This is a genomic window from Vibrio sp. Vb0304 (genome assembly GCF_033338995.1).
Classification (GTDB): Bacteria; Pseudomonadota; Gammaproteobacteria; order Enterobacterales; family Vibrionaceae; genus Vibrio; species Vibrio alginolyticus.
This window is the reverse complement of the sequence record NZ_JAWOTT010000010.1, coordinates 110,375-131,552: the sequence shown is the minus strand read 5'-3', so window position 1 is coordinate 131,552 and position 21,178 is coordinate 110,375. Positions and strand designations below refer to the sequence as shown.

The 21,178-nt window shown below is 44.6% G+C and carries 18 protein-coding genes; 11 read left to right on the top strand and 7 right to left on the bottom strand.

From position 1 onward, the window contains the following. The first annotated feature begins 79 nt into the window (after positions 1 to 79). Entirely contained in the window at positions 80 to 1,213 is a 1,134-nt protein-coding gene (gene nspC, locus R7P35_RS14120) for a carboxynorspermidine decarboxylase (protein ID WP_025767273.1), read from the top strand. Between the two features lie 77 nt (positions 1,214 to 1,290). On the opposite strand, the gene R7P35_RS14115 is transcribed toward nspC, so the two are convergent. After that, positions 1,291 to 1,803, bottom strand: coding sequence for a glycine cleavage system protein R (locus tag R7P35_RS14115; protein WP_017636131.1), 513 nt, complete (start codon positions 1,801 to 1,803; stop codon positions 1,291 to 1,293). A 222-nt stretch (positions 1,804 to 2,025) separates the two neighbouring features. After that, entirely contained in the window at positions 2,026 to 2,928 is a 903-nt protein-coding gene (locus R7P35_RS14110; RefSeq protein WP_025767274.1) for a DUF3943 domain-containing protein, read from the bottom strand. Between the two features lie 191 nt (positions 2,929 to 3,119). Here R7P35_RS14110 and R7P35_RS14105 point away from each other — a divergent pair, with 191 nt between their 5' ends. Beyond that, complete coding sequence (locus R7P35_RS14105) at positions 3,120 to 4,352, top strand: CinA family nicotinamide mononucleotide deamidase-related protein (RefSeq protein ID WP_138940449.1); 1,233 nt, start codon at positions 3,120 to 3,122, stop codon at positions 4,350 to 4,352. Positions 4,353 to 4,448: 96 nt separating this feature from the next. Here R7P35_RS14105 and yfaE read toward each other — a convergent pair whose 3' ends face one another. From yfaE to ubiG, 4 genes are all read right to left on the bottom strand, one after another. Next, positions 4,449 to 4,730 (bottom strand): class I ribonucleotide reductase maintenance protein YfaE, encoded by a 282-nt coding sequence (gene yfaE, locus R7P35_RS14100; RefSeq protein ID WP_005376817.1) that lies wholly within the window; start codon positions 4,728 to 4,730, stop codon positions 4,449 to 4,451. Continuing rightward, a complete protein-coding gene (nrdB, locus tag R7P35_RS14095; RefSeq protein WP_005376818.1) occupies positions 4,730 to 5,863 on the bottom strand; it encodes a class Ia ribonucleoside-diphosphate reductase subunit beta in 1,134 nt (377 codons plus the stop codon). Before nrdB ends, yfaE begins: the two co-directional genes overlap by 1 nt. A gap of 83 nt (positions 5,864 to 5,946) precedes the next feature. Beyond that, positions 5,947 to 8,229, bottom strand: coding sequence for a class 1a ribonucleoside-diphosphate reductase subunit alpha (nrdA, locus tag R7P35_RS14090; RefSeq protein ID WP_005376819.1), 2,283 nt, complete (start codon positions 8,227 to 8,229; stop codon positions 5,947 to 5,949). A 501-nt stretch (positions 8,230 to 8,730) separates the two neighbouring features. Further along, positions 8,731 to 9,438: a bifunctional 2-polyprenyl-6-hydroxyphenol methylase/3-demethylubiquinol 3-O-methyltransferase UbiG gene (gene ubiG, locus R7P35_RS14085; protein WP_005376820.1), complete on the bottom strand. Its 708-nt coding sequence runs from the start codon at positions 9,436 to 9,438 to the stop codon at positions 8,731 to 8,733. Positions 9,439 to 9,913: 475 nt separating this feature from the next. Here ubiG and gyrA point away from each other — a divergent pair, with 475 nt between their 5' ends. The 3 genes from gyrA (at position 9,914) to R7P35_RS14070 (ending at position 13,971) form a co-directional block, all read left to right on the top strand. Beyond that, positions 9,914 to 12,625, top strand: coding sequence for a DNA topoisomerase (ATP-hydrolyzing) subunit A (gyrA, locus tag R7P35_RS14080; RefSeq protein WP_017636128.1), 2,712 nt, complete (start codon positions 9,914 to 9,916; stop codon positions 12,623 to 12,625). Positions 12,626 to 12,750: 125 nt separating this feature from the next. Beyond that, positions 12,751 to 13,374: a tetratricopeptide repeat protein gene (locus R7P35_RS14075; RefSeq protein WP_025767276.1), complete on the top strand. Its 624-nt coding sequence runs from the start codon at positions 12,751 to 12,753 to the stop codon at positions 13,372 to 13,374. A 42-nt stretch (positions 13,375 to 13,416) separates the two neighbouring features. Continuing rightward, the gene (locus R7P35_RS14070) at positions 13,417 to 13,971 is read left to right on the top strand and encodes a hypothetical protein (RefSeq protein ID WP_047103266.1); all 555 of its coding nucleotides are present in this window, start codon (positions 13,417 to 13,419) and stop codon (positions 13,969 to 13,971) included. Positions 13,972 to 14,101: 130 nt separating this feature from the next. Here the strand turns inward: R7P35_RS14070 and nrfA are convergent, their stop codons facing one another. Beyond that, complete coding sequence (gene nrfA / locus R7P35_RS14065) at positions 14,102 to 15,529, bottom strand: ammonia-forming nitrite reductase cytochrome c552 subunit (protein ID WP_318092230.1); 1,428 nt, start codon at positions 15,527 to 15,529, stop codon at positions 14,102 to 14,104. A gap of 450 nt (positions 15,530 to 15,979) precedes the next feature. Here nrfA and nrfB point away from each other — a divergent pair, with 450 nt between their 5' ends. Genes nrfB through nrfF form a run of 6 tightly spaced genes read left to right on the top strand, consistent with a single transcriptional unit; the run spans position 15,980 to position 21,063 of the window. Continuing rightward, entirely contained in the window at positions 15,980 to 16,582 is a 603-nt protein-coding gene (gene nrfB, locus R7P35_RS14060) for a cytochrome c nitrite reductase pentaheme subunit (protein WP_047103261.1), read from the top strand. A gap of 1 nt (position 16,583) precedes the next feature. Then, the gene (gene nrfC, locus R7P35_RS14055; RefSeq protein ID WP_033905654.1) at positions 16,584 to 17,270 is read left to right on the top strand and encodes a cytochrome c nitrite reductase Fe-S protein; all 687 of its coding nucleotides are present in this window, start codon (positions 16,584 to 16,586) and stop codon (positions 17,268 to 17,270) included. Next, positions 17,267 to 18,238 carry a cytochrome c nitrite reductase subunit NrfD gene (nrfD, locus tag R7P35_RS14050; protein ID WP_203345913.1) on the top strand — a complete coding sequence of 324 codons (972 nt, stop codon included), beginning with the start codon at positions 17,267 to 17,269 and terminating at the stop codon, positions 18,236 to 18,238. The genes nrfC and nrfD overlap by 4 nt, the downstream gene beginning before the upstream one ends. 9 nt (positions 18,239 to 18,247) lie before the next feature. Then, positions 18,248 to 20,155: a heme lyase CcmF/NrfE family subunit gene (locus R7P35_RS14045; RefSeq protein ID WP_172563563.1), complete on the top strand. Its 1,908-nt coding sequence runs from the start codon at positions 18,248 to 18,250 to the stop codon at positions 20,153 to 20,155. Next, positions 20,133 to 20,666, top strand: coding sequence for a DsbE family thiol:disulfide interchange protein (locus tag R7P35_RS14040; RefSeq protein WP_172563564.1), 534 nt, complete (start codon positions 20,133 to 20,135; stop codon positions 20,664 to 20,666). Before R7P35_RS14045 ends, R7P35_RS14040 begins: the two co-directional genes overlap by 23 nt. Then, positions 20,653 to 21,063 carry a heme lyase NrfEFG subunit NrfF gene (gene nrfF / locus R7P35_RS14035; protein ID WP_025767282.1) on the top strand — a complete coding sequence of 137 codons (411 nt, stop codon included), beginning with the start codon at positions 20,653 to 20,655 and terminating at the stop codon, positions 21,061 to 21,063. Before R7P35_RS14040 ends, nrfF begins: the two co-directional genes overlap by 14 nt. Positions 21,064 to 21,178 lie beyond the last annotated feature (115 nt).

Below are 21,178 nucleotides of genomic sequence, written 5' to 3'. Positions count from 1 at the left end.
GTTTAAGCCGATGCACTTGCGTCGGCTTTGTTCGATTTTATAGTGCCTTTGCTAAGGCGAAGGGACGTAAGGTATCAAAATGCAACAAAACGAACTAAAAACGCCATACTTCATGATCAATGAAGACAAGCTGATTGAGAACCTAGAGAAAGCAAAACAGCTAAAAGACATCTCTGGTGTGAAGCTTGTATTAGCACTGAAGTGCTTCTCAACATGGGGTGTATTCGACATCATCAAGCCTTACCTAGACGGAACAACAAGTTCTGGACCGTTTGAAGTGAAGCTTGGCTACGAAACGTTCGGTGGTGAGACACACGCATACAGTGTGGGTTACAGCGAAGATGACGTTCGCGATGTGGCGGACATCTGTGACAAGATGATCTTTAACTCTCAGTCACAGCTAGCGGCTTATCGTCATATTGTCGAAGGCAAAGCATCGATTGGCTTGCGCCTAAACCCAGGTGTGAGCTATGCAGGGCAAGACTTAGCAAACCCAGCGCGTCAATTCTCTCGTCTTGGTGTTCAGGCTGATCACATCAAACCGGAAATTTTTGATGGTATTGATGGCGTAATGTTCCACATGAACTGTGAGAACAAAGACGTGGATGCGTTTATCGGCTTACTCGATGCTATTTCAGATCAGTTTGGCGAGTACCTAGATAAGCTGGACTGGGTAAGCATGGGCGGCGGCGTGTTCTTCACATGGCCGGGGTACGATATCGAGAAGTTAGGGTTAGCACTTAAAGCGTTCTCAGAGAAACACGGCGTACAAATGTATTTAGAGCCGGGTGAAGCGATAATTACTAAGACAACTGATCTCGTTGTAACAGTGGTTGATATTGTAGAGAACGTAAAGAAGACGGCGATTGTCGATTCAGCCACAGAAGCTCACCGCTTAGATACGTTGATCTACAATGAGCCAGCGTCAATTCTTGAAGCATCTGAAAATGGTGAACATGAGTATGTGATCGGCTCGTGCTCTTGTTTGGCTGGTGACCAGTTCTGCGTGGCGAACTTCGAACAGCCTCTAGAGATAGGACAGCGTCTGCATATTCTAGATAGTGCCGGTTACACCATGGTGAAACTGAACTGGTTTAACGGTCTACGTATGCCGTCGGTCTACTGTGAACGCTCGAATGGTGACATTCAAAAACTGAATGAATTTGACTACTCTGATTTCAAACGTTCACTGTCTCAGTGGTCAGTGAAATAAAACGTATTGAGTATTAGAACGACAAAGAGCAGCTGAATTGCTGCTCTTTTTATTGGGGAAGCGTTAAAGGTATGCAGTTAGCTTTCTACAATTACACGAGTGTCTTCACTCAGAGATTCTAACTCATTGGCTATGTCTTCAATTTCTAGCTCGCTAGGTAGTTTTATCGCCATTTTAGCGCTGAATAAGCTAGAGCTTACCCCTCCGCCTCCAGCAATGAATACACGCTGACAATCCATATCTAAAATTGAGATACCTTGATTATCGAGAACGTGAGTAATTTCATTCACAATACCCGCTCTATCGTTGGCATCTAAACGAAGTTGGAAGATAGTGTCTTCACGATATGAGTGAGGCTCAGAGTCGACGAACCTAACAACAAGAGTCTGACAAGAAGAGAACGCTTGTTTAACGATGTCGACATTTTCTCTTGGAAGCTCTACTTTGATGACACCTGCAACTTGGTCTTCGATAAAGTTTACTTTGCTGATCAGCCATTTCCCGCCGTTTTCGTGTGTGATTGCAGCGAGCTCTTTAATCGTGGCGGGTGACGCTTGTCCGACAAAATTAACAATAAATACGGTGTTCATAATGTCCCCTCCTGGAATCAAGGTTTGGACGCAGTACGAATAAACGTGCTACTTAAGTTATTGGAATAAATCCTTTTATTTAGTGTAGGTGCTAAGGGCGGGTAAGGTTTGATGAAAGTCAATTTTTAACACTAATTCGTGATGCAAATAATTAAAACAATGTTTAGAGCACAAAAAAAGCAGCCATCGTAAGGCTGCTTTTTACCGAGTATCAACTTAGGATTAGAAGGTTACTTTTAACTCGACACCATAAAATTGACTGTCATAGTTTGCGCCTGCGTCCATGGCGAATTTTGCAACATCTTGGTTTCCAAACCAAGGTGATGAATTGAATTGTAGTTCTGCACTACCGCCCCATGCATCAGTTACCCAATAATGAACATGTCCAACAGGGTTTAAGAAGAAGAGCGAAACATCACCTGCGGTTTCAGAGCCCATAACTTCGCCGCCGTTTGCAATAATGTCTTGCTCAGCCGTTAACATCATTTCACCAACAACAGCACCAAAGAATGGTGTGATAAAAATATCCTGCCAAGATGGTACTTCTGCGAACGCCTCCACGCCATACTCCCAAAAGAACGTCGACATAGTTGCGGAGTACAAAAACGACTGAAATTCATTATAGCCAGCGTGACGTGCTGCCGTGTAGTAAACGCCGCCAAAATATGGGTGCATGATGTAGTTGAGGACATGTTCATCGCGATCCCAAACGGGGCCGTCAGAGACATTATCTTTCCACTTTTGCCCCAACTTACTCATGTCTCGGTCTTCTTCGTCCCATTTGGTGATACTTTCTGGAAGAAAAGTCATCATGCCTACGGTCGCGATACTGAGACCTAGAATGGTGTAGGTTTGACCCATCAGGTAATCCCAGTCTTTATCTTGAGGGATGATGAGATGTTTAGGCTGAAGCCCTGCGTCAAGGTTTAGTGAATCATCATTATTCTGTTCATACATAACACCGCGATTTTGAGCCTCGAAGGTGTACAGAGTCGTCGTTTCGCAGTAACCTGACAAGCAATCAGGTGTGTAAGAAAACTCTGTATGACGGCTTAGGTCATAGTGACTTGCGTGCGCAAGCGCTGACGAAGCCAAGCAAAGGCCTGTTAGAGTCGTCTTGAACATGGATGATTTTGACACAAAGGTCTCCGAGTTAATGGTGTATGTTCGGGCTCGTAATTATCCCTCAAAACATCAATCATTTAAACACTTGACCCTTATTTAGTCCCAACAAACCTCGGCGAGATTTGTCCAAATAAAAAGAAAAATAAGCGCTATAACGAAAATAGGATTGTGCTTACGTTCAGGAGTCAGTTGTGAAAATAGCAATGCTTAGTACTGGTGAGGAAGTCCTCCACGGTGATATTGTTGATACTAATGCGGCATGGTTGTCTAGCCTGTTTTATCAACATGGATTTGGCTTAACAAAGCGCTCAACGGTTGGCGATAGCCTATCGAGTTTGGTTGAAGAGTTTTTAATGCTCAGTTTTAACAACGATGTGGTTATTGTTAATGGTGGTTTAGGCCCTACAACGGATGACATGAGTGCTGCCGCCGCCGCGAGAGCCGCCGATTGTAAACTGGTGCTATTCAAAGAGTGGTTGCAGCATCTAGAAAGTTTGTATGCTCGACGTGGCATCCCTATGCCGGACAGTAATTTAAAGCAAGCGATGCTGCCAGAAACAGCAGAGATATTGGACAACCCGATAGGCACTGCTTGCGGTTTCAAAGTGCTGATTAATGATGCCATTTTTTATTTCACACCGGGGGTACCAAGTGAATTTAAGCTCATGGCAGAGACGCAAATTCTTCCCGATCTGAGAAGAGTGTTTCCAGATGTTCAAGGCTCATGTTGTAGTCGAATCTACACGTTTGGTCTATCTGAATCCGGTATTTCAGATAAGCTAGATCAGCTAAAACTTCCTCAAGGCTATGAGCTAGGGTATCGCTCTTACTTGCCTTTTATTGAAGTGAAACTTTTTGGTCCTTCAGATCAGATTGAACAGCGTTTGAAACTAGTACAGATAATTAATAAACACCTTGAGAGTAATACCGTTAGTATTGACTTACCTATGGTTGAAAATGTCGGCCAGTTGTTGGTCGATAAAGGACTAACGGTGTCGACCTCCGAAAAAAGTAGCGGAGGATACTTAACGTACTGGCTAAACGGCGATGAAAACGCTGAAAAGCAACTAGGGCATGGTTGGATACTACCGAGCCTGACTCAAGCGATGGCCAACAGCGGAGATCCATTAGCAGAGACGTTTGCTCTGGCTGGCGCTACGCGAGAGAAGTGTGGGACGGATTTATCACTCGTTACTGGCCATATTGAAGAGGGCGTTTTTTCCGTCGCTTTATCGACACCGTCAGGCGAGTGGGGAGCGTTATATAAACTCTCGAAAAAGTATCAGCGCAATGATCAAGTTAAAGTGATCAGCACGGCAGCACTAGACTTGTTGCGTCGCCACCTAGAACGTAAACCGATGTTTGCGCATTATGCATTTTTAGAGAAAGTTAAAGAGATGCACCTCCCGAGCAGTGCTTTATAACCAAAGCTCTATACAGTAGTCTGAGAGACAAAACACAGAGACAAAAAAGCCAAGGTGATTACCTTGGCTTTTGCATTTTATACCGTCGAGTCAACGTTATGCGCGCTGCTTTTCTTTCATCGCGTAGTTAACGCCGCTAAGTGACAAATCTGATTTTGCTTTACAGATACAAGGTAATATTTCATCACTTTGTGTGTAAGCCATGGCAAAACCAACATACTCCACTTCACCAGACTCCAATTTGCAGCGACAGGCGCCGCAGTGCCCATCACGGCAGTTGTATTCTGGTAATAGGCCAGCTTGCTCCATTGTTTCCAAAATCGTATTGGAAGGGTTGGATTCAATGCTGATCAGTTTGTTGATTTTGAGTGTTGCCATTACAGCTCGAATCCTTCGAAGTCATCTGCGCGAACTTCATTGTCAATTTGACCCACAAGGTAAGAAGAGATTTCTGCTTCTTGAGGCGCAACTTGAACGTTATCTGAAGACAACCAAGCGTTAATCCATGGAATTGGGTTAGTTGTTGCTTCTGGATACGCTGCTGGTAGACCTACCGCTTGCATACGAATATTTGTGATGTATTCAACGTATTGGCTTAGGATGTCTTTGTTTAGACCGATCATAGAGCCATCTTTGAATAGATACTCTGCCCACTCTTTTTCTTGCTCAGCCGCTTCTTTGAATAGGTCAAAACAGTCCTGTTTTGCCTCTTCTGCGATTTGCATGAAAGTGAAGTCATCTTGACCGTTACGTAGCAGGTTGATCATGTGCTGCGTGCCGTTTAAGTGAAGTGCTTCGTCACGAGCGATCAGCTTGATGATTTTCGCGTTACCTTCCATTAGTTCGCGTTCTGCGAAAGCGAAAGAGCATGCGAAACTTACGTAAAAACGAATAGCTTCTAATGCGTTAACAGACATCAGACAGATGTACAGCTTCTTCTTAAGATCGTACAGACTAACCTTAACCGTTTCACCGTTAAGGACATGCTCACCTTCACCGTAGCGATGGTAATCATTCGTCGCTTGAATCAAATCGTCGTAGTAGTGCGCGATGTCTTTTGCACGCTTCAGAATGTGCTCGTTCTCAACGATATCATCAAACACTACAGCAGGGTCGTTCACGATGTTACGAATAATGTGTGTGTAAGAACGAGAGTGAATCGTTTCAGAGAAAGACCAAGTCTCAATCCAAGTCTCTAGTTCTGGCAGAGACACAAGCGGCAGCAGTGCCACGTTAGGGCTGCGGCCTTGGATAGAGTCAAGAAGCGTTTGGTACTTCAAGTTAGAGATGAAGATGTGCTTCTCGTGATCTGGCAGTTTGTTGTAATCGATACGGTCGCTAGATACGTCTACTTCTTCTGGACGCCAGAAGAAAGAAAGTTGTTTCTCGATAAGTTTTTCGAAAATCTCAAACTTTTGTTGGTCGTAACGTGCAACGTTTACTGATTGACCTAGGAACATTGGTTCCTTCAATTGGTCATTCTTTTTTTGGTTAAAAGTACTGTAAGCCATAATGCCTCAATTCCTTTTAAACCTCCCCGTAAGGGGGAGGTTATCGATAGTCTGTCTTTACGGGTTCGCTAGGTACGGGAAGATTAAATCTTACAACCGCCGCCAGCACAATCGTCATCTTGTGGTTGAACAGCGTCTTTCTGTTCATCTTTCGCGCCATCACGAGTGTTGTGGTAGTAAAGCGTTTTCACACCAAACTTATACGCTGTTAGCAGGTCTTGAAGTAGTTTCTTCATTGGAACCTTGCCAGTCTCGTAACGTGACGGGTCGTAGTTAGTATTAGCAGAGATAGCTTGGTCAACAAACTTCTGCATAATACCCACAAGGTGTAGATAACCGTCGTTCGAACCGATATTCCAAAGCAGTTCATAGCTGTCTTTAAGTTCTGTGAACTCTGGTACAACTTGCTTCAGGATACCGTCTTTCGAAGCTTTTACTGAAACGTAACCACGTGGTGGCTCAATACCGTTAGTTGCGTTTGAAATCTGAGAAGAAGTCTCAGAAGGCATTAGTGCAGTCAGTGTTGAGTTACGTAGGCCGTGCTCCATAATTTCTTTACGTAGGCTGTCCCAGTCGTAGTGCAGCGCTTCGTCACAAATTAGATCGATATCTTTCTTATACGTATCAATCGGCAGTAAGCCTTTCGCGTAGTTCGTCTCGTCGAATGAAGGACACTTACCTTGCTCTTTCGCCAGTGCTACAGATGCTTTCAATAGGTAGTACTGCATTGCTTCGAACGTACGGTGAGTTAGGCCGTTCGCGCTACCGTCAGAGTATTTCACGCCATTCTTCGCTAAGTAGTAAGCAAAGTTAATCACACCAACACCTAGCGTACGACGGTTCATAGTCGATTTGTATGCCGCTGGTAGAGGGTAATCTTGGTAATCAAGCAGTGCATCTAACGCACGAACAACAAGATCGGATAGCTCTTCGAAATCATCTAGAGACTTGATAGCACCTAAGTTGAATGCAGAAAGCGTACACAGTGCGATCTCGCCTGAGTCATCTTCAACGTTAGTTAATGGTTTCGTTGGTAGTGCGATTTCTAAACATAGGTTCGACTGACGAACTGGAGCAACTTCAGAATCAAATGGGCTGTGAGTATTACAGTGGTCCACGTTCTGGATGTAGATACGACCCGTTGATGCACGCTCTTGCATTAGCAGAGTGAACATTTCAATCGCTTTAACCGTTTCTTTCTTGATTGAAGGATCGTTCTCGTACTTCACGTATAGACGCTCAAACTCTTCTTGGTTTTCGAAGAATGCGTCGTACAGACCAGGTACATCAGATGGTGAGAATAGCGTAATATTGCCGCCTTCAACTAAACGTTGGTACATCAGTTTGTTTAACTGAACACCGTAGTCCATGTGACGAACACGGTTTTCTTCAACACCACGGTTGTTCTTAAGTACCATTAGTGAGCGTGCTTCACCGTGCCACATTGGGTAGAAAACAGTAGCTGCGCCACCACGTACACCACCTTGTGAACAACATTTTACTGCTGTTTGGAAGTACTTGTAGAACGGAATACAACCAGTGTGGAATGCTTCACCACCGCGAATCTCTGAGCCTAATGCACGGATACGACCTGCGTTGATACCAATACCAGCGCGCTGAGATACATAACGAACAATTGAGCTTGCTGTTGCGTTAATAGAATCAAGACTGTCTCCACACTCGATCAGAACACATGAGCTGAACTGGCGAGTAGGGGTACGCACGCCAGACATAATTGGCGTAGGTAGAGAAATCTTAAATGTCGATGTCGCATCGTAGAAACGTTTGATGTAATCAAGACGTGTCGCTTTTGGATATTTCGCAAATAAGCACGCTGCTACAAGGATGTATAAGAACTGAGCACTTTCGTAAATTTGGCCCGTAACACGGTTCTGTACGAAGTACTTACCCTCTAGCTGCTTAACTGCCGCGTATGAGAAGTTTAGGTCGCGTTTATGGTCGAGGTACGCATCAAGTTCGTCGAGTTCTGCTTTTGTGTAGTCTTCTAGAATATGTTGATCGTACTTACCCATATCGACGAGGCGAGACACGTGATCATAAAGCGTTGGTGGCTCGTATTGGCCATACGCTTTTTTACGCAGATGGAATACCGCTAGGCGAGCAGCTAGGTATTGGTAATCCGGAGTCTCTTCAGAGATCAGGTCTGCCGCAGACTTGATGATTGTCTCGTGAATATCTGTCGTTGTGATGCCGTCGTAAAACTGGATGTGAGCGCGAAGTTCTACTTGAGAAACCGAAACATTATCTAGACCTTCTGCAGCCCAAGTGATAACGCGGTGGATTTTATCCAGATCGATACTTTCTTTACGGCCATCACGCTTGGTGACGGTAAGTTGTTGGTTCATTCTGCTTTATTTCCCTAAGAAAACTGATAAAAGCCGTATTTTTGTTTGTTTATGTGCAATATGAGTAAAGCTTGCGGCGGCTTTGTGATCAAAGTCTATCTATATATTGTCGCTTAAACACAACATATAGGGGTTCATTTGTTTGCGGGTTACAAGATAGTGCTATTACACTGATTTATCAAGGTACAGATCTTGGATGACTTGTGGATAACTGACAAAATGAAAAAAATCAGTAAGTGAACACTAACCGATGAGAAAAGGGCTGACTTGAATGGTTAAAAGTACGGTTTCGAGATCGGTTTAGAAATAACCGCATGCAAAAATATTTTCCTTGATCTTTGGCCGTTTTTATCTGCGAAAAATGGCTTGGTCAAAATGGAATCTAGAGCACGAATTTTAGCCATAAAAAGACAAAAAAAGCGGCAACTTTGTGCTACCGCTTCCGATTCATTTTCTTTAAAAAATGTCAATCACAAAACTCATTTTTTAACTTAATAGCGTTCAGTATTTTTTAGTATGAACGATGTAGTTTACATCTACATTACGACCGAGTTTGTAGCTGTCATTTAGAGGGTTGTAATGAAGCCCAGTAATGCCCATTTCCGTCAGGTCAGTTTGGTCTATCATCTTCATCATTTCGGCTGGCTTGATAAACTTATCGTGCTCATGAGTGCCTTCAGGAACAATCTTAAGAAGCTTCTCAGCACCGACAATAGCAAATAAGTACGACTTAATGTTTCGGTTCAAAGTTGAGAAAAACACGTGACCACCGGGTTTGACTAGCGCAGCACAAGAGCGGATAACGGAGAGAGGATCTGGAACGTGTTCAAGCATCTCCATACAAGTCACGACATCGTAAGTTCCTGCGTTTTCTATAGCGTGGTCTTCTATTGTGCTCTGAATGTAGGTCAGTTGAGTGCCTGTTTCTAATGCATGTAGTCGCGCGACTTCTAATGGTTCTTTACCCATATCAAGCCCCGTCACAATAGCGCCTTCTTTTGCCATGCTTTCAGCAAGAATGCCACCACCACAGCCGACATCAAGTGCTCGCTTGCCAAACAAGCCATTTGCTTTTTCAAGTACATAGTTCAAACGAAGTGGGTTAATTTGATGAAGCGGCTTAAACTCGCCTTCTAAATCCCACCATCGAGAAGCCATGTCCTCGAATTTCTTAATTTCACTTGGGTCGACGTTTTGTGCTTTAGTCATAATTGGTTTTATTGCATTCAATCTGAGTCCTTTAGAGGGCGCCAGTATACTCCAACGTTTTACACCCAAACAACCTCGATGTGCTTAGTTAAGGGACAATGACAGAGTTCACTGGCGCGGCAATCGAGACAGGTGCCTGTAATTTGTAAAGCGCTAACTATTGTTTTTGCTTCATCCTTGAACTGGTGCCAGTGACAATAACTCTAAAACCTGTATTTTCGCGTTGTGTGGTTAAAGGAATTTACCTCGCTTTTCCGCGTAAAGAGTCCGATTTTGCTCAATATTGACCGAAATATAACCACTAATCAGAAAGATATGGGATGAGTGTGCAAATTCTCGACATTTGATTCATAACCAAGCTCACAACCTGATAAAAGGAGAGGGAAAGTGATGCCGAAGTGATGAATTGTGTGTTATATTTTTGCACCTTACACGTATCGTAATTACGATCAGATAATAGAGGGATAATGGCTCTATGAGCGATTTAGCTAAAGAGATCACGCCCGTAAACATTGAAGATGAGCTTAGAGGTTCATACCTAGACTATGCGATGTCAGTCATCGTGGGTCGTGCTCTTCCAGATGTGCGTGATGGCCTAAAACCAGTACACCGCCGCGTTTTATTCGCGATGAACGTACTAGGCAACGATTGGAACAAACCATATAAAAAATCAGCCCGTGTTGTCGGCGACGTAATCGGTAAATACCACCCACATGGTGATAGTGCTGTGTACGACACAATCGTACGTATGGCTCAGCCGTTCTCGCTTCGTTACATGCTGGTCGATGGTCAAGGTAACTTTGGCTCGATCGATGGCGACTCTGCTGCGGCAATGCGTTACACCGAAGTTCGAATGGCAAAAATTGCCCATGAATTATTGGCTGACCTAGACAAAGAAACCGTAGACTACGTACCAAACTACGACGGTACTGAGCAGATCCCAGCGGTTCTTCCAACTAAAATTCCAAACCTATTGGTTAACGGTGCTTCTGGTATCGCAGTAGGTATGGCAACCAACATCCCGCCTCATAACCTTGGCGAAGTGATTGATGGCTGTCTTGCATACATCAATAATGAAGAAATCACTATTGATGAACTAATGGATTACATTCCTGGTCCTGATTTCCCAACGGCGGCGCTTATCAGCGGTCGTAAAGGCATTGTAGACGCGTACAAAACAGGTCGTGGCAAAATCTACATGCGTTCGAAAGCGGACATCGAAGTGGAGAAGAATGGTAAAGAGACCATTATCGTCACTGAAATTCCTTACCAGGTGAACAAAGCTCGCTTGATCGAAAAGATCGCTGAGCTAGTTAAAGATAAGAAAGTAGAAGGCATCAGTGCACTGCGCGACGAGTCAGATAAAGACGGTATGCGCATTGTTATTGAGTGTAAGCGCGATGCTGTGGGCGAAGTAGTTCTAAACAACCTTTACGCTCAGACTCAGCTGCAAACCACTTTCGGTATCAACATGGTGGCCCTAAACAATGGCCAGCCACAGCTATTCAACCTAAAAGATATGCTGAAGTGCTTCGTTGATCACCGTCGTGAAGTTGTGACACGTCGTACTATCTTCGAACTGCGTAAAGCGCGTGAACGTGCTCATATCCTTGAAGGTTTAGCTCTAGCGCTTGCTAACATTGATGAAATCATTGAGCTTATCCGTAAGGCACCTACACCGGCTGAAGCAAAAGCGGGTCTTATCGCTCGTGGTTGGGATTTAGGCAACGTTTCAGCAATGCTAGAGCGTGCTGGTACAGATGCTGCGCGCCCTGAATGGCTAGAGCCTGAATATGGTATTCGTGATGGTCAGTACTTCCTGACTGAGCAACAAGCACAAGCTATCCTAGATCTACGTTTACATAAACTAACAGGTCTAGAACACGAGAAGATTCTTGGCGAATACAAAACACTTCTAGAAGAAATCGCTGAACTCATGCATATCCTTGCGAGCACTGAGCGTTTGATGGAAGTGATCCGTGAAGAACTTGAAGCGGTTCGTGACGGCTTTGGTGACGCTCGTCGTACAGAAATCACAGCTGCGAGCCATGATATTGACATGGAAGAGCTGATCGCACGTGAAGACGTTGTGGTTACTCTATCTCACGGTGGTTACGTTAAGTACCAAGTACTGAGCGACTACGAGTCACAGCGCCGTGGTGGTAAAGGTAAGAGTGCGACTAAGATGAAAGATGAAGACCATATCGAGCGTCTTCTAGTGGCGAATACCCACGATAACATCTTGTGTTTCTCTACTCGTGGTAAGACATACCGCCTGAAAGTTTACCAATTGCCTCTAGCGAGCCGTACTGCGCGTGGTAAGCCAATTGTGAACATCCTTCCATTAGAAGAAGGTGAGCGCATTACCGCGATTCTACGTGTTGATGAATTCTCTGAAGACAAATTCATCTTCATGGCAACAGGTGACGGTACGGTTAAGAAAACGCCGTTGAACCAGTTTGCAAACGTACGTTCAAACGGCCTAATCGCTGTGAACCTACGTGAAGACGATTCGTTAATCGGTGTGGATATCACTAACGGCGAAAACGAAATCATGCTGTTCTCTAAAGCGGGTAAAGTGGTTCGCTTTAAAGAAGCAGAAGAGATTCCAGTACTTGATGAAAATGGTAAACCAGTTCTTGATGAGAATGGTCAGCCAGAGATCAAGTTTAAAGGTGTTCGTCCTATGGGTCGTACCGCCTCTGGTGTTCGTGGTATGAAACTGGCTGAAAATGACCAAGTTGTATCACTTATTGTTCCTTCGCACGAAGGCGATATCCTAACGGTTACAGAAAACGGTTATGGTAAACGTACAGCACTTAGCGAGTACCCGACAAAAGGTCGTGGCACTCAAGGTGTAGTTTCTATCAAAGTTTCTGAGCGAAATGGCCCGGTAGTTGGTGCTATCCAGGTTGTTGAAGGTGATGAAATGATGATGATCACCGACGCTGGCACGTTAGTACGCACTCGTGTGGGTGAAGTTAGCCAAGTTGGTCGTAACACACAAGGTGTAACGCTTATCCGTACTGCGGAAGATGAATCAGTTGTTGGTTTGCAACGTATTGAAGAAGTTGATGATGAAGAGCTGCCTGCTGATGAAGATGCAGAAGCGTTAGAGTCAACAGATGAAAATACGCAGCAAGACGCTCCAGCTGCTGATGATGCAGAGGAAGGTAACGAAGAGTAATCTTACATCGTTATCCTGATATGAAAAGCCGAGCCCTTAGTTGCTCGGCTTTTTTTGTATCTGTATCAACGCATTTAAAGTAAGAAATGCGTACACTGACGTTATCTTTGTTTACAGGACGTGTTATGTCTGTTTGGTTTTTCGCTGCCATCACTCTGATGGGGTTGTTTATCGTACTCTTATCACTGAGTGCATCAAAAGCTAAACCTGCTCAATGGTTTGGCTTTTGCCTGTTAGTACTTGTCGTGACGAGTGCCAGTTTCTTATTGCTTCATCAAACACCGCCTAAACCAATACACGCGGAAATGTCACGAATGATGACTGCTCGTGACATCATGAAAGAGATTCAAGACCAGTTGCGTGAAGATCCGAACAACGCTGAATTGTGGTTCCAACTCGGGCAGGGCTACCTGCTAGAGGGTGAATTTGACGGTGCGTTGATTTGTTTTGATTACGCGATCCAACTGACTGAGCCAGTCAGTGCCACGCAACTTGCTGCAAAGGCGACTACCTTGTACTACATTCACCAGCAATCAATGACGCAAGAAGTTAGCTTGCTTTTGGAGCAAGCTTTGCAGATAGAACCGCACAATGAAGCCGCTTTGTCTTTGATCGCAAATGATCATTTTCTGTCATTCCGATTTCAGGAAGCGATTGATGCCTGGGTAATATTATTAGATTCTAATGATCCAAATTTAGATAGGGTGCAAATCATTAACTCTATTAACAAAGCAAAAGAGCTATTGTAAGCGTACAATTTAACAAGCAATAGAGAGAAAGGTGGGCAACGAATGAAAAATAAAGCACTAAGCATATTGGTTTTGCTGTGCGGCTCTGTGCTGGCGGGTTGTAGCTCTTCCGATCATTCTGGCTCTTCCTCTATGGTTTATTATTCATCGGGTTATTACGATCCGTGGTGGTACGATCATGACGACTACTGGATTTATTACTATCCGGGCTGTTGCGATAACGACGATGAATACAAAGAGAAACTGGAAGAGTGGTGGAATGGTTTAGATGAAGACCAACAGCAATCCATCAAAGACAAAGTCGAAGATTGGAAAGACGATGATATGTCCGCCAATATCGATAACATGAAACGCCAACTCGACGATCATTGGCAATCATTGCCTGACGAGCAAAAGCAAGAGATTAAAACCAAATGGGAGAATCGTCCGGAACGTATTGAGCCAGCGACTTTACAAGACAAAGCGGTAAAAGAAAAGGTTCAACAAAGAAAAGCATTACCGGAAACGAAGATCCAGCGTCCAGTTGCTCGTCCAAATGTGCAGATACCTAAAGCACGTCCAAATATTCAGCCTAGACCGAGGCTTCCTCGTCGCTAGTACGTTCGATTTTGTCTCTCGATAGAATCGGGGATGAAGAAATAAAGATAACAAAGAAACAAATAAACAAAAAAAAGGGGCGTTCAGTACGCCCCTTGTTGTATCTATAAACTAACCTCTGCAAGTTAGACTAATATGTGGCTTCGCGTTCAGCTGCTGCTTTATCCCATTCTGGTGCCACCGTTTCTAGGAAGTGTTTCTTGTCTGCGTTCATCTTATCCATATCCATGCCCAGTGCTTGCTGTGCTTTCGCTTTGGTCGAGATATCTGGAATTTGAACAGGGTCAGTAATGCCTTTGGTTGCCAGTAAGCGAACCAACTTGGTACGGGCGTCAGCAGCGCGGTCAACTGCAGTACCAAGTACTTCTAGTGCTACCTCAGGAGCATGCATGTGGACACCGTGAGAAGCAATCGCGTAGTCCCAACGCCATTGTGTGTGGCGAATATCTTGTAGGATAGGTTCCATCTCTGCTTCTGTTGCACCTGCTTTCCACGCTGCGCCTGCTTCAAAGTGTGCCGCTACGATTTGCTTCTCAGCGGTTAGCTTCATGTTCAATACTTGCGCTTTGCGAGTCGAAACGATGCCTTGTAGCTGCTCTTTAGTTTGGGTATGGCATTGCGCACAGGTGTCTTCAAAACGATCAAATGGGTTACCCACTTTGTGGTCTGTGTACACCGTACCGTCTTCTTTGGTCACTTTAGGCATGTGGCAGTCCACACACACCACTTTGTTTTTACCATGAATACCCGCTCTCCAAGTTTCGAAACCTGGATGTTGCGCTTTTAGCATCGGCGCTTTAGATACGGCATGCGTCCAATCTTTGAAATTCAACGCGTCGTAGTATTTCTCCATGTCATTAACGGTGGTGCCCATATCCCATGGGAATTTAACCGCTTTAGTTGGGCCGGTGAAGTAGTATTCAACGTGACATTGAGCGCAGACCGATGCTTGCTTATCTAGGCGAGACTGTTCATCAAAGTTTTTACCAATAGTATCAAAAGCACGCTCGACGTATGGGCGAGTCAGTGCTAGCGCAGGTTCGCCTTTCTTGAAGGCTTCAGAGCCTGTGTTGTGGCAATCGGAACAACCGATAGGGTTGACGATTTCTGAGCCTAAGCGTGCCCATTTACCTTCGAAATAACCGTCTTCACCACGTTCATCAATCACGCGAGCAACGTCTGGGCTTTTACAGCTCCAACAGGCCATTGGCATAGGCCCGGACTTCTCGTCGGTTGGTGAACCGGTACGTAAGGTTTGGCGAACATCATCAAGTGCGTAAAAGTGACCGCGCGCTTTGTTGTAGTCTTTCGCGAAGCCGTAGCCAGCCCATAAGATCACCATGTTTGGGTCTTCACTTAGAGCATCTTCTATGTGCTCACTTTCGGATGTTGCTTTCCAAGAATGGTATTGATCAGGGTGGTTCTGTTCAAAGACATCGTTACGAGGATCGATAAAATCCTTCTCTTCTGCCGCTAACGGAGCGCCAACCAAAAATAATTGGCTGGCGAATAAGGTCGCAACCGCAATAGGTGCGCTCATCCAGTGTTTTATGCTCACAGTGTTATCTCCATATTCGTTTTTATTAGCAGCGTTGTGAGGAGCTATTCCAAATAAGAACTGGAGATCTACGATTAATAATATTGCTTAATTGGATAGATGAAATAGAGAGTGAATCTTGTCTTGTTTTAGATCAATTTACACCAGTGATCTCAGTCATATTTGAATTTATATACCTCTAAAGTGGTATCTGTTAAGTCATTGTTGTGCAATGCTTTGAGTTTTTAACCTTTTTAAATATAGGGTGATTTAGTTCGCTTTTTGAGCAGGCGTTTCTACCCCTTATGAATAATAGAGGTATTATAAATATAGGTTTAGCGTTGTGGCTTTCCGAAATAAGAATTGATGTCATTTGAAGATCTAAAAAATATCTTCAGAGGAAATTAATTGTCGCTCAAATAAATAATTGAGAATAGTTATCAATTATTATCGAGCTAAGGAAAGAACAATATGGGCAATATAAAATTGACCATAGAGACAATGCTGAAACTTCTCTTCGTCTTTGCCATCTATGGTTTCTCCATCGCCGCCCATGCGACTTCTTCAGAGCCGATTGAAGGTGCTCAAGCTGAGCGTCATCAAGTCGAGTTGATCCGTGACCGTGACTACAAGTGCCTGCAATGTCATAAGGATGCAAAAGAGACTCTGAACTTATCGCATGATTCGCAAGCTCTACTCAGCCAAGGGAAGCAACTTAATTGCACTAACTGCCATAGCAACATTGGTCCCGACCATCGTGAAGGTGCACCTGATGTGATTAAGTTTTCTGCCGCGCAATCGAAAGAGGTACACGACAAAGTGTTCCTTGATCCAAGTATGATTCTTAAAGCCAACAGCCAATGTGTGGATTGCCATGCACCGACACAACTGAGAGAGAGCCACTGGACGCACGATGTGCACGCCAAAAACCTCACTTGTTCAAATTGCCACGATGTACACGCAGCGAAAACCAAAGCGTTGTCGTACGACAGAAAACAACTGATCAAGCAGTGTGTGGATTGTCACTCTGAATTTGCCGTCGAACCTGAACTTGCCAAAGAAGAGGATAGATAGCATGAAATGTTCGAGAAGAAACTTTTTAGCCGGCAGCGGCGCGTTGATTTTAACTACAGGCGTTGCAGGCACTTCCGTTGTTAGCTCCTCTCTTTATGCCAGCAACAGTGAACAAGCGAAACGCATGGGTATGGTTCACGATGAAAATGCCTGTATTGGCTGTACCGCTTGTACCGATGCTTGTCGCGAAGTAAATAAAGTCCCTGAAGGCGTAACGCGACTTAAAATTCATCGCAGTGAACCGATTGGCGAATTTCCAGATGTGGAATACCAGTTTACTCGCGAATCCTGTCAGCACTGTGATAACCCACCATGTGTGTACGTTTGTCCAACAGGCGCTGCATACAAAGATGAAGCGACAGGCATCGTGGATGTACACAAAGAGAAATGTGTCGGATGTGGTTATTGCCTTGCTGCTTGCCCTTACCAAGTGCGCTTCTTTAATCCAGCCGATCACTCTGCGGATAAATGTAACTTCTGCCGTGATACCAACCTAGCGCAAGGTAAGCAGCCAGCTTGCGTGGAATCTTGCCCAACAAAAGCACTCATCTTTGGTGATTTGAATGACCCAACTAGCGAGGTGAGCAAAGCTATCGAAAGCCATGTTGTCTATCGCGATAAATCGCATTTAGGTACGCAACCTAAACTGTACAAAATTCCGCATAGCAAAGGGGAGGTGTCATCATGAACGGCTTCGAAAGTGCATTCCACTTTGACTCGTTAGTCTGGGATTGGATCATCGCGATTTACTTATTCCTTGCTGGGATGTCAGCGGGTACGGTGATGATTTCAATCTATTTAAAACGCAAAGTGATTGAAGGTGATCCCGCAAAAAACGGCATCATGAAAGCGATGGCTTGGCTCGCACCATTTGGCATCATTGCTGGGTTGGTAATTTTGATTTTCCATTTAACCAAGCCTTTAGAGTTTTGGAAGATCATGATCTACTACAACCCAACGTCTGTGATGTCGATGGGCGTGATCTTGTTCCAAGTGTACATGATCGTGTTGTTTGTTTGGATTGGCGTTATCTTCCGCCATCAAATCATCAGCTTCTGTGAAGGGAAGTTACCAAGCAAACTGCTGGATTTTGCCGATGGCATTTTGATTAAGGCGGGGAAAGCCAACAACGCCATTGAATTGTTCTTGGGCTTCTTAGCCATCGTACTTGCAGCGTACACTGGCTTTCTATTGTCTGCGTTGAAGACTTATCCAATGCTAAACAATCCAGTACTGCCAATCTTGTTCCTGTTCTCTAGTTTGTCCTCGGGCGCAGCGGCATGCTTGATGTTCGGCATCTTGGTGTTTAAAGAGTCGACCAGCAGCCCAAGTGTATCTTGGGTGCACGGATTTGAACGCCCAGTAGTGTTGTTTGAGTTGTTTGTCTTAGTGACCTTCTTTACTGGATTGATCTTCAGCGGTGGTCAGAACGAAGTCGCGGCTTGGAATGCAATTTCGAGTGGATTCTGGGCTCAATGGTTCTGGGTTGGGGTAGTGTTCATCGGCATGATTACGCCTTTGACTCTCAATTGGTTGACGCCTTCTGAAGTGCGCCACAAAGGCAGTTACGTTTTTGTGGTCACGACGTTGAGCTTGGTTGGCGTACTTATGCTGCGTACTTTCATTCTCTATGCCGGTCAAATGACCGTAGTGTAAGGGGGATAAATGGAAGCTGAGCTAGGGTTCTTCTTACTGATATTGGTGGCTGTAACATCGACTTGTGCATCGTTGCTGCATTGGCTACGTCGTGCTATGAGTAAGAAGGCGACATTGCCGCATCAAGTCGCGATGTCCCACATCATTAGCTTAGCTTCCTTCATTTGTTTAGCACTTCTGATCGTCTGCTTCGTGCAAGACAACTTCGCGTTGGAATATGTTGTTACGCATTCCAACAGTCAACTTCCCGTAGCATTCAAGATTGCTGCCGCTTGGGGCGGGCACCAAGGCTCCATGTTGTTTTGGGTCGTCACCTTGAGTTTATGGGCGTCGTTTATTGCATTTAAGTCACCGCTCAACGCCCAATATACTTGTGACTGTTTAGGAATCATGAACCTTCTTATTGCGACATTTGCTTGGTTCACGTTAATGACCTCTAACCCGTTCGAGTATGCCCAAGTATTGGCGTCGGAAGGACGAGATCTAAACCCAATGTTGCAAGATGTTGGGCTTATCATTCATCCACCATTGCTTTATCTCGGTTATGTCGGTTACGCAGCAATATTAGCTTTTGCATTAGCAGCGCTATTGGGTAAACAACCGATGAGCGATTGGTATGTGGTTGCTCGAAGCGCAGCGTTTTTTGCATGGGGAACGCTCACGTTGGGTATCTTGGTGGGATCATGGTGGGCGTACAATGAGCTAGGGTGGGGCGGCTGGTGGTTTTGGGACCCTGTGGAGAACGCTTCTCTACTCCCTTGGCTTACTGGTACTGCTTTGTTGCACAGCGGTGTTGTCGCAACACGTAACAGAGGCGCAATTTGGAGCACCTATGCACTGGCGTTTGCTACGTTCAGCCTAAGCACTTTAGGGACATTCGTGGTGCGCTCTGGCGTGCTGACTTCAGTGCACGCTTTTGCGGTGGACCCAACTAAAGGTTTGGTGCTGATTGGTGTATTGAGCTTGCTTGTCATTATCACTTTTGGCGTACTGATTTTGCGAGGAGAACAACTCCCTCGTTTCAAACTTCAATCTCTAGCGAGCCAAGCTTACACTGCTTATATCGCCAAAGGGCTGCTGGTTATTGCGACTGCCATCGTTTTTCTTGGCACTTTTTATCCGATGGTTTATCAACTGCTCGGCTTAGGGAACATTTCGGTTGGCGCACCTTACTTTAATAGTCTGACCTTTCCATTAAGCATACTGGCTCTGATTGCCTTAGCATTCATGCCAGTGCTGAAATGGACAAAAGGCGCAGTTCCGAGTGGAAGCACTGATATCGCGATTAGTATTGCGTTATCTATAGTCTCTGGGATCGGGTTTATGTTCTCAGTGAACGTACTGCATTTCGAAGTATTGCTAACCATAATATTGGCTACTTGGGTGATTGTGGCGCATCTCGTTATGCTGTTTCGTTGTTCCAATAAGCGCAAACTCATGCCAATCGTGATGGCACATATCGGTTTTGCGCTGGCGGTGAGTGGAGCTGTATTCAACAGTCACTACTCATATGAACACAATTTACGTGTCGAACCCGGCAGTTCTCAACAAAGGGCGGGGATCACTATCGATTATCATGGTATCGAATGGCTGGTGGGGCCAAACTACACCGCGGAACAAGGACAGATCACCTTGCACTTGGAAGATGGCCGCATGCTCAATTTCAACCCGCAAAAGCGTCATTACCCTGTGCGAGTGATGAATATGACCGAGCCTGCGATTCGTTCACTATGGCATGGCGATTATTACGTGACATTGGGTGACAAAGTCGATACTCATGCTTATGCGATTAAAGTTCAGTACCGCGCAGGTATTTGGTGGATATGGTCTGGCGGGCTACTAGCTGTGTTTGGTGCGCTATTAACCGGCCTAAAGAAAAGGAGAGAGGCTATCAATGCGATCGAGAAATACGCTTAAACTCGCAGGTCTGTTTGTGGCTGTTGCCGTGTTTGCTGTAGTAACTGCGGTGGCTTTGTCTGAGCGACCACATGTTGAATTGTCCCCACAACGAAATTTAGAGACACCTAATTTTCGCTCTACTTCTCTGATCTCTGATGACATGGTTTCTGAGCAGTTGTTCAAAAGCGACGGATATAAATTATTGAATGTTTGGGCATCTTGGTGCGGAGTATGCAAACGAGAGCATGAAGAGTTATTGCAGTTAGCAGAACTCGGTGTGCCTATTATTGGGCTGAATTATAGAGATCAAAAACAAGCCGCTCGTGAATATTTGAGCTCTAAACGAAATCCATATATTGAAGTAATTAGTGACCCTAATGGAAAGCTTGCTGTGGAGCTAGGTGTTATCGGAACGCCGGAAACTTACTTGATTGATCAAAATGGTCGTATATTGATCAAATATCGTGGGGAGCTAACGGCAGATAAATGGAACGATATATTTTCAGGATACTTGAATGTTTCGATTTAATAATCTTCTCCTCACTTTAATCCTATTTATACTATTTTCTCCTTTCACGAGAAGTGCGGATATAGAACAGAATGTTGATCTGTTTGAATTTCATTCTGTTGAAGTGCAACAGCGTGCAACCTCGTTAGCCAAGACCTTACGCTGCCCGCAGTGTCAAAACCAAAACCTTGTCGAGTCTAATGCACAAGCGGCTAAAGACCTGAGGTTGAAAGTGTATACGATGGCCAATGAAGGCAGCTCAGATCAAGAAATAAAGGACTATCTAGTTGCTCGTTATGGGAATATTGTTCTGTATCAACCACCATTAAATTATTCCACGGCGCTGTTGTGGATCTTTCCTGTGCTATTTTTGATCTTTTTTGTCTTATATTCGATCCGAATGGTGAAGCGTAATTAATGTGACCGTTATTCCACTATTAAAAATAAATTGTGCACTTAACAAGCAGAATGTTATCATTTTTCCGAATTTATGAAGTTTCCAGTATAAAGAAAATAAAAATTTTGAGCTGGAT